This window comes from Actinosynnema pretiosum (assembly GCF_024171695.1).
Taxonomy (GTDB): domain Bacteria; phylum Actinomycetota; class Actinomycetes; order Mycobacteriales; family Pseudonocardiaceae; genus Actinosynnema; species Actinosynnema pretiosum.
In genome coordinates this window covers 1-13,465 of the sequence record NZ_JAMTCF010000010.1, presented here as the reverse complement: position 1 = coordinate 13,465, position 13,465 = coordinate 1, and the positions used below count along the sequence as shown (strand labels likewise).

Genomic DNA, 13,465 nt, shown 5'->3' with positions numbered 1-13,465 from the left:
AGGGTGGTGCGGGTGTTCGCTCGGGAGCGGCAGGAGCGGATCGTGGCGGAGCTGCGGCGGGACGGGCGGGTGGAGGTGTCGGCGCTGGCGGTGCTGCTGGAGGTGTCGGAGGACACCGTGCGGCGGGACCTGCGGGCGCTGTCGGAGGCGGGTCACCTGCAGAAGACGCACGGTGGGGCGGTGGCGCTGGACACCGGGCGGATGGGGTGGGCGGCGCGGGCGGACGTGGCGGGGGGCGCGAAGCGGGCGATCGCGGAGGCGGCGGCGGGGTTGGTGCGGCCGGGGCAGGTGCTGCTGCTGGACGCGGGGTCGACGGTGCTGGCGTTCGCGGAGGCGCTGCGGGTGCGGCCGGTGACGGTGGTGACGAACTCGCTGGACGTGGCGGGGGTGTTCGACGGGGACGAGTCGGTGGCGCTGTCGGTGACCGGTGGGCGGTGGGATCCGGTGGCGCGGTACCTGGTGGGGTCGGCGGCGGTGGGGGCCGTGGGGCGGTACCGGGCGGACTGGGCGGTGCTGGGGGCGTGCGCGGTGGACCCGGAGGTGGGGGTGACGTCGGTGAGCGAGGCGGACGCGGACGTGAAGGCTGCGATGGCGGGGGCGGCGCGGCGGGTGGTGGTGCTGGCGGACTCGACGAAGCACGGGCAGGTGGCGCCGCACTTCGTGCTGGCTCCGGGTGGGGTGGACGTGCTGGTGACGGAGGACGGGGAGGCGGGGGCGCGGTGGGGTGAGGCGGGGGTGGAGGTCGTGGTGGCGTGAGGGTGCGGGTTTGTGCCGGTTCGCCGGTTCGCCGGTTGTCCGGGGCGGGTGGTCGGCGGTTGGCTGCCGGGGTGGACGTGGATCCGGCGAACGCCGAGCAGTTGGCCGCGTGGGACGGCGATCAGGGGGTGTTCTGGGCGAGGTGGGCGGATCGGTTCGACGCGGGGGTCGGGGCGTACCGGGAGGGGTTCCTCGGGGCCGCCGCGGTGGAGCGGGGGTCGGTGGTGCTCGACGTGGGGTGCGGGACGGGGCAGGTGACGCGGGACGTGGCGGGGGTGGCGTCCGCCGGGCGGGTGGTCGGGGTCGACCTGTCCTCGCCGATGCTGGCCGTGGCGCGGGAGCGGGCGCGGGGGTTGTCGAACGTCGGGTTCCTGCGGGTGGACGCGCAGGTGCACCCGTTCCCGGAGGGGGCTTTCGACCGGGTGGTCAGTCGGCACGGGGCGATGTTCTTCGGTGACGCGGGGGCGGCGTTCGCCAACCTGGCGCGGGCGTTGCGGCCGGGCGGGCGGGTGGTGCTGCTGTCCTGGCAGGGGGTGGAGCGCAACGAGTGGGTGAGCTCGTTCCGGCGGATCTTCACCGGTGGGCGGGAGGCTCCGGTGTCCCCCTCCCCCGCCGCCGGGCGGTTGGTGGACCCGGACGCGATCCGGGAGCTGCTGGGGGCGGCGGGGTTCACCGGGGTGCGGGTGCGGGGCGTGGCGGAGCCGATGTTCTTCGGGGTGGACGTGGAGGACGCGGCGGGGTTCGTGGAGGCGCAGTTCGGGTGGATGGCGCGTGACCTGCCGGAGGAGGCGCGGGCTCGGGTGCCGGACGCGCTTCGGGAGGATCTGGCCGCGCACGTGGGCGCGCGTGGTGTCCGGTACGGCTCGGCGGCCTGGTTGGTGGAGGCCGGCCGGTAGCCGGGGTGGGTGGTCGCGGGGGTTCCGCGACCACCCACCGGTTCAGCGGCGCAGGCGGGTGGCGGCCGCCAGGAGCGGGGTCGCCAGGTGGGTGGCCGCGGCGCCCAGGGGGGTGTTGGTGGCCAGGATCAGGCGGACGACGCGCATGGCGGCCGTGAGGGCTTCCGCGCCCCGGTGGCGCATGGCGGCCTCGAAGCCGGTGATCGCCTCGGTGAGCGTGGTCGCGCGGTCGAGGTGGGTGATGAGGTCGGCGGCGTCGCGGATGGCCGCGCCCGCGCCCATCCCGGCGGTGGGCGGGGTGGCGTGGACGGCGTCGCCGAGCGCGGTGATGTCGCCCGCCTGCCAGGGGGCGAGGTCGGTGGCGCGGGTGGGGGCGGCGTTGAAGCGGAACGCGGCCACGCTCGTCGGGTCCGCGCGGGCGATGACCTCCAGGGTGTGCTCGGCCCAGCCGTGGTGGCGGTAGCGCTCCAGCAGGGCGTCGCGCAGCGCGGGGCCGCGCAGCTTGCGCAGGGCGGCGGTGGCGGGGGTGTCGGGGAACATGGCGCCCCAGATGTAGGTGGGGCCGGTGGTGGTGGAGGCGCGCAGGTCGGGGGCGTCCAGGGCGGCGTTGCCGACGGGGTCTAGGAACCCGGTGTAGAGGGCCGCTCCGCGCGGGCCCACGGCCAGTGCCGAGCGGGGGCCGAGGCGGTGCCGCTCGGTCGGGGTGAGGTCGGCGCGGTGGGTGCGGCCGGAGAAGCCGGTGATGCCCGCCGGGTGGTTGGTGGGGCCGCCCGCGAGGTGTCGGGCGATGGTGGAGTGGGCGCCGTCGGCGCCGACGACCAGGTCCGCGCTCTCGGTGGCGCCGTCGGTGAAGAGCAGTCGGGGGGTGCCCGCACGGTCGTGGTCGACGCCGGTGACGTGGCGGCCGAGGTGCAGGTCGGGGCCGACGGCGTCGGCGAGCAGGGTGCGCAGGGTGACGCGGTCGACGTCGACGCTGGCGCTGCCGGCGAGGTCGGGGCCGTGGCCGAGGAGGCGGCCCCGGTGGTCGCGGAAGGCGTCGGGTTCGCGCAGGCGCAGCGCGGATCCGGAGGCGAGCAGTCGGCGCAGGGTGTGCTGCGGGACGAGGTCGGCGAGGGCGCGCAGGGCCCGGTCGTCGAGGGTGATGTGGTAGCCGCCGGTCGCGGTGACGTCGGTGTCGCGGTCGAACACCGCGACCCGGTGTCCGCTGCGGCGCAGTCCCGCGCCCAGCGCGAGCCCTCCGATGCCGCCCCCTGCCACGACGATGCGCATGGTGTCTCCCCCTGTGGTTCCGGTTGGTCGGGGGTGACGGTGGCAGGGGTGGTGGCCATCGGGTGTCCACTACCGCCTGGAGGATGTGCGGATGGCGAGCACGGCGGACCGGGCGTTGCGGTTGTTGTCCCTGCTGGGGTCGCGGGGGGTGTGGCCGCTGCGGGAGCTGGCGCGGCGGTTGGGGGTGAGCGGGCGGACGGTGCGGCGGGACCTGGAGGTGCTGCGCGGGCTCGGGTACCCGGTGACGTCGGTGCGGGGGCCGGACGGCGGGTACCGGTTGGGGTCGGGTGGTGGGGTGCCGCTGGTGTTCGACCGGGAGCAGGCGCTGGCGGTGGCGGTGGCGTTGCAGACGGCTCCTGCCAGCGTGTTCGGGTTGCGCGACGACGCGGCGCGGGCGTTGGAGACGGTGCGGGCGGCGGTGCCGGGGGTGCTGCGGGAGGCGATGGAGTCGGTGCGGGTGACGCGGTTGCGGAACTACTGGGAGTTCCCGGCGCCGCCGATCGACCCTGAGGTGCTGACCGGGGTGGGGGTGGCGGTGCGGCGCAGGCGGGTGCTGGTGGTGGAGGTGCTGCGGGCGGACGGGTCGCGGGCGTGTCCGGGTGACGGGGACTTCGTGGCGGCGCGGGCGTTCGAGCCGCAGCACCTGGTGGTGTGGGCGGGGCGCTGGTACCTGGTGGGGTGCGATCCGGGTGGTGCGGGGTGGCGGGTGCACCGGGTGGACGGGGTGCTGGCGCGGCCGACGACGGCGGGGTTCGTGGCGCGGGAGGTGCCGGGCGGGGATCTGGCGCGGTTCGTGATGGGCAGTCCCGACCGGGGGGACAGCCCGGCGGCGTGGCGGTGCTCGGGGAGCGCGCGGGTGGCGCTGCCCGCCGGGGTGGTGGCGCGGTGGGCGCCGGGCGGGTCGGTGGTGGAGCACCTGGACGAGGGGCACTGCCGGTTGACGTTGGGCGCTTGGTCGTGGGCGGGGGTGGCGGGCATCCTGGCGACGTTCGACGCGGAGGTGGGCCAGGTGCGGCCGGTGGAGCTGGCGCGGGCGTGCCGGGAGGTGGCGCGGCGGTACGGGGCGGTGGTCGAGGAGGGGTGAGGTCAGGCGGTCATGCGCTGCTCGGGGTGCAGTTCCCGGTGCAGCTGGTCCAGGGACAGGCCCACCGCTCCGGCGAGCGCGGCGACGGTGAAGAAGGCGGGGGTGGGGATTCGGCCGCGTTCGATCTTGCGGAGGGTTTCGACGGAGATCCCTGCGAGGGTGGCGATCTGGGCCATGCTGCGGTCGCCGCGCGCGGTGCGCAGGAGTTCGCCGAGGCGTTCGCCGCGCTCGCGGTCCGACTGGGTGAGTGGCTGGCGCACCATGCTGTGATAGTAATACCGGTATAACTATCACGGCATGGAGTTGTGGATGATCGAGTTGAAGTCCGCTGGCGAGCTGGACGCCATGCGGGCCGCCGGGCTGGTCGTCGCGGACGCGCTGGCCGCCGTCCGCGCGCACGCCGCGGTGGGCGTGTCGCTGCTGGAGCTGGACGAGGTCGCGGCGCAGGTGCTGCGGGACGCGGGCGCGGGCTCGTCGTTCCTGCACTACCACCCGGCGTTCGCGCCCACCCCGTACCCGGCGGTCGTCTGCGCCTCGGTCAACGACACCGTCGTGCACGGCATCCCCACCGGCTACCGGCTGCGCGAGGGCGACCTGCTCAGCGTGGACTGCGGCGCGCACGTGGACGGCTGGCACGGCGACTCGGCCACCAGCTTCGTCGTCGGCCTCCCCTCCCCCGCCGACCTCGCGCTGATCGACACCGCCTGGGAGGCGCTGCGGGACGGGATCGCGGCGGCGGTGCCCGGCGGGCGGCTCGGGGACATCTCGCACGCGGTGGGCAGGGTGGTGCGCGGCGCCGGGTACGGGATGCCGCGCGAGTTCGGCGGGCACGGCATCGGCCGGGCCATGCACGAGCCGCCGGGCGTGCCCAACGAGGGCCCGTCGCGGCGGGGGCCGGAGCTGCGGCCGGGGATGGTGCTGGCGATCGAGCCGATGGTGCACGCGGGCGGCCTGGACGCGCTGGTCGCCGACGAGGACGGCTGGTCCCTGCGCACCGCCGACGGCAGCCGCGCCGCGCACGTGGAGCACTCGGTGGCGATCACCGAGGACGGCCCGCGCGTGCTCACAGCCCCCCGGCCGAGCGCAGCACCGCCCCGGTCGTGAACGAGGCCTCCGGGGAGAGCAGCCAGGCCACGGCGGCGGCGATCTCCTCGGGCTCGCCGGGCCTGCCCAGGGGGATGGCGGCGGCGACCCGGTCGGGTCGGTCGGGCACGCCGGAGACGCGGTGGATGTCGGTGCGCACGGTGCCCGCCGCGACGGCGTTGACCCGCACCCCGCGCGGCCCGAGCTCCTTGGCCAGGCCCACGACCATGGCGTCGACGGCGGCCTTGCTGGCGGCGTAGTGCACGTACTCCCCCGGTGAGCCGAGGGTCGCCGCGGCGGAGGAGATGGCGACGAGCGCGCCGCCCTCGCGCAGGTCGCGGGCGGCGCGCCGGGCGCACAGCAGGGCGCCGACGACGTTGACGTCGACCACGCGGCGCAGGTCGCGCACGTCGAGCTCGGCGAGCGTGCCGACGGGGCTGGTGGTCCCGGCGTTGGCGACCGCGCCGGTGATCCCGCCGAGCTCGGCGGCGGTGTCGAAGAGGCGGTCGACGTCGTCCGGGTCGCCGGCCTCGGCGCGCACGGCGATGGCGCCGGTGTCGGCGGCGAGGGCCTGGGCGGCGGCGGTGTCGGCGCGGTAGGAGAAGACGACCTGCTGGCCGTCGGCGGAGAGCCTGCGCACGATCGCGGCCCCGATCCCCCGGCCGCCGCCGGTGACGACGGTCAGGCCAGCCACGCGCCCACCTCCCGGTCGACGGCGCTCGCGCGCTCGGGGGTGTCGATCATGTGGGCGAGGTCGGGGAGGTCGACCAGGCGGGCGTGCGGGAGGGCGCGGGCCAGGGCGTTCTGGCCGGGGACCATGGCGGGGTACTCCTGCGCGCCCCGGACGATGAGCACCGGGGCGGTGGTGGTCGGGTGGACCCGGAGGGCGCGCTCGACCTCGCGGGCGCGCGGGGACCACTCGTAGTGCGGGTCGTTGACGGTGGCCACGGACAGGGCGTCGGTGGCCGGGTTGACCACGGCGATCCGGCGGACCGGGACGAGGTCCCTGGCGGCGGCGAGCAGCGCGGTGTGGCCCCCGGCGGAGCCGCCGACGAGGTCGACGGGGGTGTCGTCCGGCACGCCGAGCTCGGCGCGCAGCTCGCGCAGGGCGTCGGGGAGCGCGGCCAGGGCGGTCTCCACGAGCGGGGCGTAGCGGTCGACGAGCACGTCGGGGCCCTCGGGGACGGGAGGCAGCGGCAGGTAGGCGCGCCAGGCGTCCACGGCGTGCAGCGGCAGGGCCTCGGCCATCGCGGCGGGGGTGCCGGGGGTGCCCAGCAGGTGCCACAGCAGGACCAGGCGGTTGCCGGTGCGCGGCGGCAGGACGACGCAGTCCAGGCCTGCGGCGGTCGCGGTGATCGTCATGGGGGTCAACGTAGGGCGCGGCGGGCGGTGGTGGTGTCCGCTGTGCGCGGAACCTGCGGTCGTGGCAGCTCGGGCGGGGTGGCGGGGGTGGTGTGGTCGCCTGATGGGGTGAACGTGGCAGAGGAGCGCGTCCACGTGACCGCGGTGATGGCGCCGGTGAGCGTCATGCTCGCGCTGCGGACGGCCGAGATCGGCTGAGCGGACGACCACCGATCAGCCGGAACCGCCCCCACCCCGCCCGTCCTCCGGCCGCTCCACCGCCGCCCGGAACAACCCCAGCCCCAGATCCACCGGGTCGTCCAACCCCACCTTCCCCAGCGCCTCCTCCGGAAGCGCCAGCAGCGAGATCGCCACCCCCAGGAAGTACGCGTCCAGCAGCGCCGCGTCCCTGGCCGCCCCCGGCAACCCCGCCACCCGGTGCAGCGCCGCGCCCGCCCCGGCGTTCGCCACCACCATCCGCCCCAGCGCCTCGCGCACCCCCGGCCTGCGCACCGCCTCCAGGTACAGCTCCACCATCGCCAGGAACTGCGTCGGGTCGTCCGCCACCGCGCGCCGCAGCAGCGCCGGGTACAGCGCCGCCACCTGGTCGGCCGACACCCCCGGCGGGGTGGTCGCGCGCAGACGGTCCACGGCCTCGGTGTGCAGGGACGTCATCCTGGCCGCCGCCGCGCCGAGCAGGGCGTCCCTGGTGGGGAAGTAGTTCTTCGTCGTGCCCTCCGGCACGCCCGCGCCCCGGTCGACCGCCCGGTGGGTCAACCCGCGCCCGCCCTCGGCGGCCAGGACCGCGATGGCCGTGTCGCACAGCAGGTCCCTGCGGGTCGGGTCGCGGCGGGAGCGGGAGGTCACGGTGAGCAGACCCTAGCCGACACGGGTGGGTGACGCCGGGTGGACGCGCGGGGCCGCGATCAGGTCTCCGCGCTCCAGGACCAGCCAGGCGCCGCACGGGCAGCGGCGGTAGGCGACGGGGCCGTGGGTGTCCGCCGGGTAGGCGGGGTGGTCCACCGGCCAGGCGCAGTGGGGGCATCTGGTGTTCACCCGTTCGAGCATGGTGTCATCGTTCAGTGCACTTCAACCCTTACGGCGGCGCGGCGGCCCAGATGGCGGCGGTGCTGGTGAACCTGGAGCGGGACTGCTCGCCCGAGCGGCTGCTGGACGTGCTGCGCACGCTCGACTACAAGCCCGTGGGCACGTTGGACGTGGCGGGCGCGCGGGCGCTGCTGGACTGGGCGCGGCGCCTGGAGCGGGTGTTCGACGACCCGCACGGCACGGTCGGGCTGGTCAACGAGCTGCTCGCGGAGACCGCGACCCGCCCGCACATCTCCACGCACGACGGGCGCCCGCCGCACCTGCACTTCGCGCCCGCCGAGCTGCCCACGCAGGAGCGGGTGCGGGCCTACACGGCGGCGGGGGTGGCGCACGCGGTGTGCGACGCGCCGGACCGGCTCGGGCGGTGCGCCGCGCCGGGGTGCGCGGTGGTGTACGTGGACACCTCGCGCAACGGGCGTCGGCGGTTCTGCTCGACGCGGTGCGCGAACCGGGTGCACGTGTCGCTGCACCGGTCGCGGCGCGGGGGCGGCGGGGACGAGGGGTGAGGCGCGCACCCGCGCGACCGGGGGTCGCGGGGATGCGCGCCACGGCGCCGGGTCAGCCGACGAGGCGTGCGTACTCGTAGCGGGTCTGGCCGTTCTCGTCGCCGCTGTGCTGCCTGCCGACCATGACCTCCAGCTCCCCCGCCCTGGAGTTGCTGCTGCTCTCCTTCTGCGGGTCGGTCCACCGCCTGCCGGTCAGCGTCACGGCCCGCCCGCCCACGCTCAGCTGCGCGGTGGCGTACCGGGTCTGGCCGTTCTCGTCACCGCTGTGCTGCCTGCCCACCAGGACCTGGTCGGTCGCCGCGGAGAACAGCGAGTTGCTCTCCTTCTGGTTGCCGCTCCAGGTGGGAGCGCTCACCGCGGCGATCTGCGCGTCGATCAGGATCAGCGCGCAGTAGTAGGTGGTGGTGCCGTTCTCGTCGCCGCCGTGGGCGCGCCCGATCAGGACCTGGTTGGTCGGGCAGGTGAAAGCGACCCCGGCGGACTCCTTGATCTTCTCGGTGTACGCGTCGATGACGACGATCTGCGCGCTCGACTGCGCGCTCGAACCGGTCTCGGCGGCGGACGCCGTGACGGGCATCGCGGCCAGGAGACCCACTGCTGCCAGCGTGGACACCCGTGCCACCGTGCTCGGGAAGCGGCTCACAACGATTCCTTCCAAGTGGAGTGGAAAGCGGTCGTGAAACTTCTGACGGCGGGGAAGCTAACAGGGGTGCGAGGCGACGCGGAATCGACCGTCTGCTGTCTCGTTCACAGCGGATCACGGCGGTTTCGCGCCTTTTCAGGGGGCTTTTCCGGATTCGGCTACCCGGCGCGGGTGAGTGACCGGGCGGCGGGCTCGGCCGGTCAGCGGGGCACGCGCCTGCCGAACAGGGTTTCGGTGAACGATGCGGTCTCCCCCACCAGCGCGGAGGTCACGTCCGTGCGGCCCCGGAACCAGGCCCGGTCGAAGAGCGCGTCGTGGCCGAAGGTCGTGCCGGTGAACAGCGCCCGGCCGCCGAAGCGGGCGCCGGTGAAGTCTGTGGGGCCGGTCAGCTCCGCGCCGCTCAGGTCGGCGCGGCCGGACACCCGCGCCCCGGCCAGGCTCGTGGCGCGGGCCACCCGCACGCCGCGCAGCACCGCGTTGCCGGTGAACACCGCCCCGGTCAGGTCGGCGTCGGCGGTGAACAGGGTGTCGGTGAGGTCGGCGTGCCGCAGGAACCGGGCCTGGGCGAACGTGGCCGGTCCGGTGACGGTCATGGCGCGCAGCCGGGCGTCGCCCAGGAACACCGCGCCGGTGAAGTCCACCGCGCCGGGGCGGCAGCCGGACAGGTCGAGCTCGACCAGGGTCGCGCCCGCCGCGCGCAGCGCCATGCCCGGCCAGAAGTCGGGTCCGGGGCTCAGGTGGGCGCGCAGGCGGGTCTGGACCTCGGTGCGCCAGGTCGGGTTCAGGCCGCGCGCCACGCCCGAGCGCAGGCAGATCAGCAGCAGGTCGACCGCGTCCTGGCGGCGGGCGGGGCGCTGGGCGACGTGCGCGTCGAGCCGGTCCAGGGCGCGGGGCGCGCCGCCCAGCACGTCGCGGGTGACGCGGCGCCACTCGGTGGGGGCGGGCACGCGGTCCGGGGCGGTGCGGCGGCGGGCGTGCTCGTCGAGGAGGGTGTCGTGCTCGGACATGCGCACCTGGCGCGCCACGGCGACCGCGGCCAGCGCGGCGGCCACCAGCCAGGGGAGCCAGGACAGGACCATGCGGTGAATCATGCACCCCGGCGGGGCGCGCGCGGGTGTTCGGAACGCCACGCGGATTCGTGGCCCCGGCGGGAACAACCGGGTGGGCGCGCGGCGACGGGACCGGGTGGGCCCGCTCGCGTGGCGGGACGTCCCCGGCCGCGCGCGTCCGTCGCGCGCGTCCTCGGAACCGTCGTGGGCCGGCGCTAGGGTCGCGGCATGGATCTGACCGACGCGTGCTTCGCGGGCGCCGCCGCCCAAGCCGACCTGCTGCGCTCCGGGGTGCTGACCTCGCGTGAGCTGGTGTCCGAGTGCCTGCGGCGGATCGAGCGCGTCGACCGGGACCTGAACGCGTTCCGGCTGGTGTTCGCCAGGCAGGCGCTGGCCGAGGCGGAGGCGGCCGACGCGCGGCGGGCGCTCGGCGAGGACGCGCCGCTGCTCGGGGTGCCGGTGGCGGTGAAGGAGGACCTCGCGCTGGCCGGGCTGCCCACGACGCTGGGCACCTCGGCGGTGGAGTCGGTGGCGGCCGAGGACGGCGAGGTGGTGTCGCTGCTGCGCGGCGCGGGCGCGGTGGTCGTCGGGCGGACGCGGATGCCGGAGCTGGGGTTGTGGCCGTTCACCGAGAGCAGCTGGGCCGGGGCCACCCGCAACCCGTGGTCGCCCCGGCACTCGGCCGGTGGGTCGAGCGGCGGGTCTGCGGCGGCGGTGGCGGCCGGGCTGGTGGGCGCGGCGGTCGGGTCGGACGGCGGGGGTTCGGTGCGCATCCCGGCGGCGGCGACCGGGCTGGTGGGGCTCAAGACGCAGCGCGGGCGGGTGCCGCTGGGCGGTGAGCCGTGGGGCGGGCTGGTGGTGGCCGGGCCGATCGCGCGGCGGGTGCGGGACGCGGCGCTGCTGGCCGACGTGCTCGCCCCCGGCGAGGACTTCACCGGCGCCGCCGCCGAGGACCCAGGGCGGTTGAAGGTGGCGGTGGCGCTGCGGCCGTGGTCGGCGGGGGTGCCGGTGGCGCGGGAGGTGCTGGACGCGGTGCTGGACACCGCCGTGCTGCTGACCGACCTGGGGCACGAGGTGGTGCGGCTGGACGCGGCGCTGTCCGAGGTGCCGGGGTGGGCGGACTTCTCGGTGCGCTACCTGCGCGACGGGGCCGCCGGTCCGGTGGCCGCGCTGGACCGGCCGGACCGCCTCGACCGGCGCACCCGGCGGGTGGCGGCGCTGGGGCGGGTGATCCCGGCCGCCGTGGGGGCGGCGGCGGTGGCGTCCGGGCGGGTCACGACCGAGCGGGCGAACCGGGTGTTCACCCGCTACGACGTGCTGCTCAGCCCGGTGCTCACGCACCCGGCGCTGCGGGTCGGGCAGTGGCGGGAGCTGACGGTGGTGGAGGCGCTGCTCGCGGCGGCCAGGCACACCGCGTTCCTGCCGGTGTGGAACGTGGCGGGCAACCCGGCGGCGGCGGTCCCGGCGGGGTTCACCGGGTCGGGGCTGCCGCTGTCGGTGCAGCTGGTCGGCCGCCCGCACGACGAGCGCACGGTGCTGTCGGTGGCCGGGCAGCTGGAGCGGGCGCGGCCGTGGGCTGACCGCAGGCCGCCGGTGGGGTGAGGCCCGGTCCCGGCGCGGTCAGCCGTCGAGGGTGGTCAGGCCCCGGTGCTCGTTGACCACGTCCATGGCGACGTCGCGGAGCTTGCGGTTGTCGTTCTGGCTGGCGCGCACGAGGGTGTCCAGTGCGCGTTCGGGGGTGACGCGCAGGCGTTCGGCGAGGATGCCGGTGGCCACGCCGATGAGCCTGTTGGTGGGCATGGCCGAGCGGAGCTGGCGGAGGGTCACCTGGGCCTCGGCCAACTCCTTGCGCAACTCCTCGTGGCTGGCGTCGGTGGTGGGGTGCTGCTCGTCGCTGGGCATGCCGGTACTCCGCTGGTGCACGTGCGTCGGGAACGTGCTCCACTGCACCGCGTCCGGGTGGGTGCGCGCTAGCGGGCTGGGCGAAGCGGGTTTCCCGGAGAACGAAGATCCGCAGGTCGCGGGCGGCGGCTGTCAGCTGTCGGCGGTGGGTGGGGCGGCGCAGTGGCGGGTCGCGCCCAGGCCCGCGCCGACCACGTCCACGACCTCGCGCACGAACGCGGCGGTCAGCTCGCGGTGCCCGAACAGCGCCCGGAGCACCACGGGCGCGGCGAACAGGTCGAGCACGAGGTCAGGGTCCCGCCCCGCCCGCACCTGGCCGCGTTCGACGGCCCTGCGCAGCGACTCCAGGCACGCACGGCGGCGCGGTTCCCACACCGCGTCCAGGAACTCCCGGCGCAGGTCGGGGTCGTCGGCGAGGTCGGGGACCAGTGCGGGAAGGACGCGGGCGAGCGCCGGGTCGTCGAGGCCCGCGCGCAGCGCCTCCAGGTGGGCGACGACGTCGCAGTGCCAGCAGCCGGTGTCCAGGTCCTCGGCGACGCCCACGCGCTCGGCGGCCAGCGCGGCGAGCACGAGGTGCCGGTGGCCGGGCCAGCGGCGGCGGATGGCGGGCTTGGTCGTCCCGGCGCGGCGCGCGACGGCCTCCAGGGTGAGGTCCCGGTAGCCGACCTCGCGCAGCAGCTCCCCGACGGCCGCCAGCACCGCCTCGTCGATCCGCTCGTCCCGCTTGCGCGCCACGGCGCCCCCCTTCGCGGCGGCCACCCTACCCGGCGCGCACGACGACCTTCCCGAACACGCGACCGCTCCCGACCAGCCGCAACGCCTCCCCGATCCGGTCGAGGGGCAGTCGCTGCCGCACGACGGGCCGCAGCGCGCCGGTGGCGGCGAGCGCGAGCACCCGCTCCCAGGAGCGGGCGAGCTCGTCCGGGGCGACGGAGTTGAGGCTCAGGGCGATCACCGTGGGCGAGCGGTGGAAGTCGCGCAGCAGGGCGGCGAACGGGTCGGGGCCGGGGTCGCCCGCGACGCCGCCGCAGAGCGCGTACCGGCCGTTGGGCGCGAGCAGCCGCAGGTGCGCGGCCACGCCGGGGCCCGCGACGGTGTCGACCACGACGTCGTGCTCGCCGCCCGGTTCGGCGCGGGTGCGGTCGACGATTTCGGTGGCGCCGAGGTCGCGCAGGCGGTGGGCGCGCTCGGGCGAGGAGGTGACGGCGGTGACCAGGGCGCCCCGCGCGCGGGCGATCTGGACGGCGAGCACCCCGATGCCGCCCCCGGCGCCGCGCACCAGCACCCGGTCGCCGGGCGAGACGCGGGCCCGGTGCAGGGCGAGCTCGGCGACCAGGGCGTTGAGCCCGATCCCGATGGCGTCCAGGCCGTCCGGCGCGGGCAGCGCCAGGACGCGCCTGCCGGTGGGGGTGCGGCCGACGACCTCCAGGCCGGGGGCTGCGCCGGGGCCGGGGAAGAAGGGGTAGTCGCCGCGCGCGGCCATGACGTCCACGTGGCCTAGGAGCTGTTGGGGGTTCGGATCATGTGGTTGGGGTCAGGGTCTTCAGCCACATGACCGCCCCTCGTAGGTGCAGTCCGGCTTTGTAGCTTTGTGGTGTCTTGTCGTAGCGGGTGGCCAGGCCACGCCATGTCTTGATCTTCTGGAAGCAGCGTTCGACGGTGTTGCGCCGCCGGTAGCGCACGGGATCGAAGGACACGGGCCGCCCTCCGGCGGAGCCCTTGTTCCTGCGGTTGGCCTGCTGGTCGGTCTTCTCCGGGATCACCGCGGTGATCCGGCGACGACGCAGGTAGGCCCGGTTGGCCTTGGAGGAGTACGCCTTGTCCGCGGC

At 76.2% G+C, this 13,465-nt stretch carries 18 protein-coding genes; 6 read left to right on the top strand and 12 right to left on the bottom strand.

The genetic code is table 11. The annotated features are described in order from the left end of the window. Positions 1–6 precede the first annotated feature (6 nt). Together LV78_RS20935 and LV78_RS20930 are read left to right on the top strand one after the other, a co-directional pair. Positions 7–756, top strand: a complete 750-nt coding sequence (locus LV78_RS20935; protein ID WP_253846967.1) for a DeoR/GlpR family DNA-binding transcription regulator — start codon at positions 7–9, stop codon at positions 754–756. Positions 757–827: 71 nt separating this feature from the next. Then, a complete protein-coding gene (locus tag LV78_RS20930) occupies positions 828–1,652 on the top strand; it encodes a class I SAM-dependent methyltransferase (protein ID WP_253846966.1) in 825 nt (274 codons plus the stop codon). Between the two features lie 42 nt (positions 1,653–1,694). Here the strand turns inward: LV78_RS20930 and LV78_RS20925 are convergent, their stop codons facing one another. Then, positions 1,695–2,921, bottom strand: a complete 1,227-nt coding sequence (locus tag LV78_RS20925; protein WP_253846965.1) for an FAD-dependent oxidoreductase — start codon at positions 2,919–2,921, stop codon at positions 1,695–1,697. A 91-nt stretch (positions 2,922–3,012) separates the two neighbouring features. On the opposite strand from LV78_RS20925, the gene LV78_RS20920 reads away from it, so the two are divergent. Next, positions 3,013–4,005: a helix-turn-helix transcriptional regulator gene (locus LV78_RS20920; RefSeq protein ID WP_253846964.1), complete on the top strand. Its 993-nt coding sequence runs from the start codon at positions 3,013–3,015 to the stop codon at positions 4,003–4,005. A 2-nt stretch (positions 4,006–4,007) separates the two neighbouring features. Here the strand turns inward: LV78_RS20920 and LV78_RS20915 are convergent, their stop codons facing one another. Further along, positions 4,008–4,268 (bottom strand): helix-turn-helix domain-containing protein, encoded by a 261-nt coding sequence (locus LV78_RS20915; protein WP_253846963.1) that lies wholly within the window; start codon positions 4,266–4,268, stop codon positions 4,008–4,010. Between the two features lie 46 nt (positions 4,269–4,314). Here LV78_RS20915 and map point away from each other — a divergent pair, with 46 nt between their 5' ends. Beyond that, complete coding sequence (gene map, locus LV78_RS20910) at positions 4,315–5,109, top strand: type I methionyl aminopeptidase (RefSeq protein ID WP_253846962.1); 795 nt, start codon at positions 4,315–4,317, stop codon at positions 5,107–5,109. On the opposite strand, the gene LV78_RS20905 is transcribed toward map, so the two are convergent. The 4 genes from LV78_RS20905 to LV78_RS20890 form a co-directional block, all read right to left on the bottom strand. Beyond that, positions 5,069–5,782, bottom strand: coding sequence for an SDR family oxidoreductase (locus tag LV78_RS20905; protein WP_253847536.1), 714 nt, complete (start codon positions 5,780–5,782; stop codon positions 5,069–5,071). The two genes, map and LV78_RS20905, sit on opposite strands and share 41 nt — an antisense overlap. Continuing rightward, positions 5,770–6,450 carry an alpha/beta fold hydrolase gene (locus LV78_RS20900; RefSeq protein WP_253846961.1) on the bottom strand — a complete coding sequence of 227 codons (681 nt, stop codon included), beginning with the start codon at positions 6,448–6,450 and terminating at the stop codon, positions 5,770–5,772. The genes LV78_RS20905 and LV78_RS20900 overlap by 13 nt, the downstream gene beginning before the upstream one ends. A 213-nt stretch (positions 6,451–6,663) precedes the next feature. Further along, positions 6,664–7,296, bottom strand: coding sequence for a TetR/AcrR family transcriptional regulator (locus LV78_RS20895; protein WP_253846960.1), 633 nt, complete (start codon positions 7,294–7,296; stop codon positions 6,664–6,666). A gap of 12 nt (positions 7,297–7,308) precedes the next feature. After that, on the bottom strand, positions 7,309–7,497 hold the full coding sequence (locus LV78_RS20890) for a hypothetical protein (RefSeq protein WP_253846959.1): 189 nt from the start codon (positions 7,495–7,497) through the stop codon (positions 7,309–7,311). 14 nt (positions 7,498–7,511) lie between these two features. On the opposite strand from LV78_RS20890, the gene LV78_RS20885 reads away from it, so the two are divergent. Then, positions 7,512–8,042: a CGNR zinc finger domain-containing protein gene (locus LV78_RS20885; protein WP_253846958.1), complete on the top strand. Its 531-nt coding sequence runs from the start codon at positions 7,512–7,514 to the stop codon at positions 8,040–8,042. Between the two features lie 52 nt (positions 8,043–8,094). Here the strand turns inward: LV78_RS20885 and LV78_RS20880 are convergent, their stop codons facing one another. Then, positions 8,095–8,685: a hypothetical protein gene (locus LV78_RS20880; protein ID WP_253846957.1), complete on the bottom strand. Its 591-nt coding sequence runs from the start codon at positions 8,683–8,685 to the stop codon at positions 8,095–8,097. Positions 8,686–8,885: 200 nt separating this feature from the next. Then, positions 8,886–9,764, bottom strand: coding sequence for a pentapeptide repeat-containing protein (locus LV78_RS20875; RefSeq protein WP_253846956.1), 879 nt, complete (start codon positions 9,762–9,764; stop codon positions 8,886–8,888). A gap of 198 nt (positions 9,765–9,962) precedes the next feature. Between LV78_RS20875 and LV78_RS20870 the strand changes: the two genes are divergently transcribed. Beyond that, positions 9,963–11,336, top strand: a complete 1,374-nt coding sequence (locus LV78_RS20870; protein ID WP_253846955.1) for an amidase family protein — start codon at positions 9,963–9,965, stop codon at positions 11,334–11,336. Between the two features lie 18 nt (positions 11,337–11,354). On the opposite strand, the gene LV78_RS20865 is transcribed toward LV78_RS20870, so the two are convergent. The 4 genes from LV78_RS20865 to LV78_RS20850 all read right to left on the bottom strand — a co-directional run. Beyond that, positions 11,355–11,636 carry an ANTAR domain-containing protein gene (locus tag LV78_RS20865; protein ID WP_253846954.1) on the bottom strand — a complete coding sequence of 94 codons (282 nt, stop codon included), beginning with the start codon at positions 11,634–11,636 and terminating at the stop codon, positions 11,355–11,357. A 132-nt stretch (positions 11,637–11,768) separates the two neighbouring features. Continuing rightward, positions 11,769–12,371: a TetR/AcrR family transcriptional regulator gene (locus tag LV78_RS20860; RefSeq protein ID WP_253846953.1), complete on the bottom strand. Its 603-nt coding sequence runs from the start codon at positions 12,369–12,371 to the stop codon at positions 11,769–11,771. A gap of 25 nt (positions 12,372–12,396) precedes the next feature. Next, entirely contained in the window at positions 12,397–13,119 is a 723-nt protein-coding gene (locus tag LV78_RS20855; protein WP_253847535.1) for a quinone oxidoreductase family protein, read from the bottom strand. Positions 13,120–13,156: 37 nt separating this feature from the next. Then, positions 13,157–13,465, bottom strand: a 309-nt coding sequence (locus LV78_RS20850; protein ID WP_253846952.1) for a transposase, incomplete at its 5' end; no start/stop codon positions are given.

Excerpts from the sequence above, each read along its gene's own strand:
- LV78_RS20925 (WP_253846965.1), bottom strand. The coding sequence starts at position 2,921 with ATGCGCATCGTCGTGGCAGGGGGCGGCATCGGAGGGCTCGCGCTGGGC.
- LV78_RS20920 (WP_253846964.1), top strand. The coding sequence starts at position 3,013 with ATGGCGAGCACGGCGGACCGGGCGTTGCGGTTGTTGTCCCTGCTGGGG.
- LV78_RS20915 (WP_253846963.1), bottom strand. The coding sequence starts at position 4,268 with ATGGTGCGCCAGCCACTCACCCAGTCGGACCGCGAGCGCGGCGAACGC.
- map (WP_253846962.1), top strand. The coding sequence starts at position 4,315 with ATGATCGAGTTGAAGTCCGCTGGCGAGCTGGACGCCATGCGGGCCGCC.
- LV78_RS20900 (WP_253846961.1), bottom strand. The coding sequence starts at position 6,450 with ATGACGATCACCGCGACCGCCGCAGGCCTGGACTGCGTCGTCCTGCCG.
- LV78_RS20890 (WP_253846959.1), bottom strand. The coding sequence starts at position 7,497 with ATGCTCGAACGGGTGAACACCAGATGCCCCCACTGCGCCTGGCCGGTG.
- LV78_RS20875 (WP_253846956.1), bottom strand. The coding sequence starts at position 9,764 with ATGGTCCTGTCCTGGCTCCCCTGGCTGGTGGCCGCCGCGCTGGCCGCG.
- LV78_RS20870 (WP_253846955.1), top strand. The coding sequence starts at position 9,963 with ATGGATCTGACCGACGCGTGCTTCGCGGGCGCCGCCGCCCAAGCCGAC.
- LV78_RS20865 (WP_253846954.1), bottom strand. The coding sequence starts at position 11,636 with ATGCCCAGCGACGAGCAGCACCCCACCACCGACGCCAGCCACGAGGAG.
- LV78_RS20855 (WP_253847535.1), bottom strand. The coding sequence starts at position 13,119 with ATGGCCGCGCGCGGCGACTACCCCTTCTTCCCCGGCCCCGGCGCAGCC.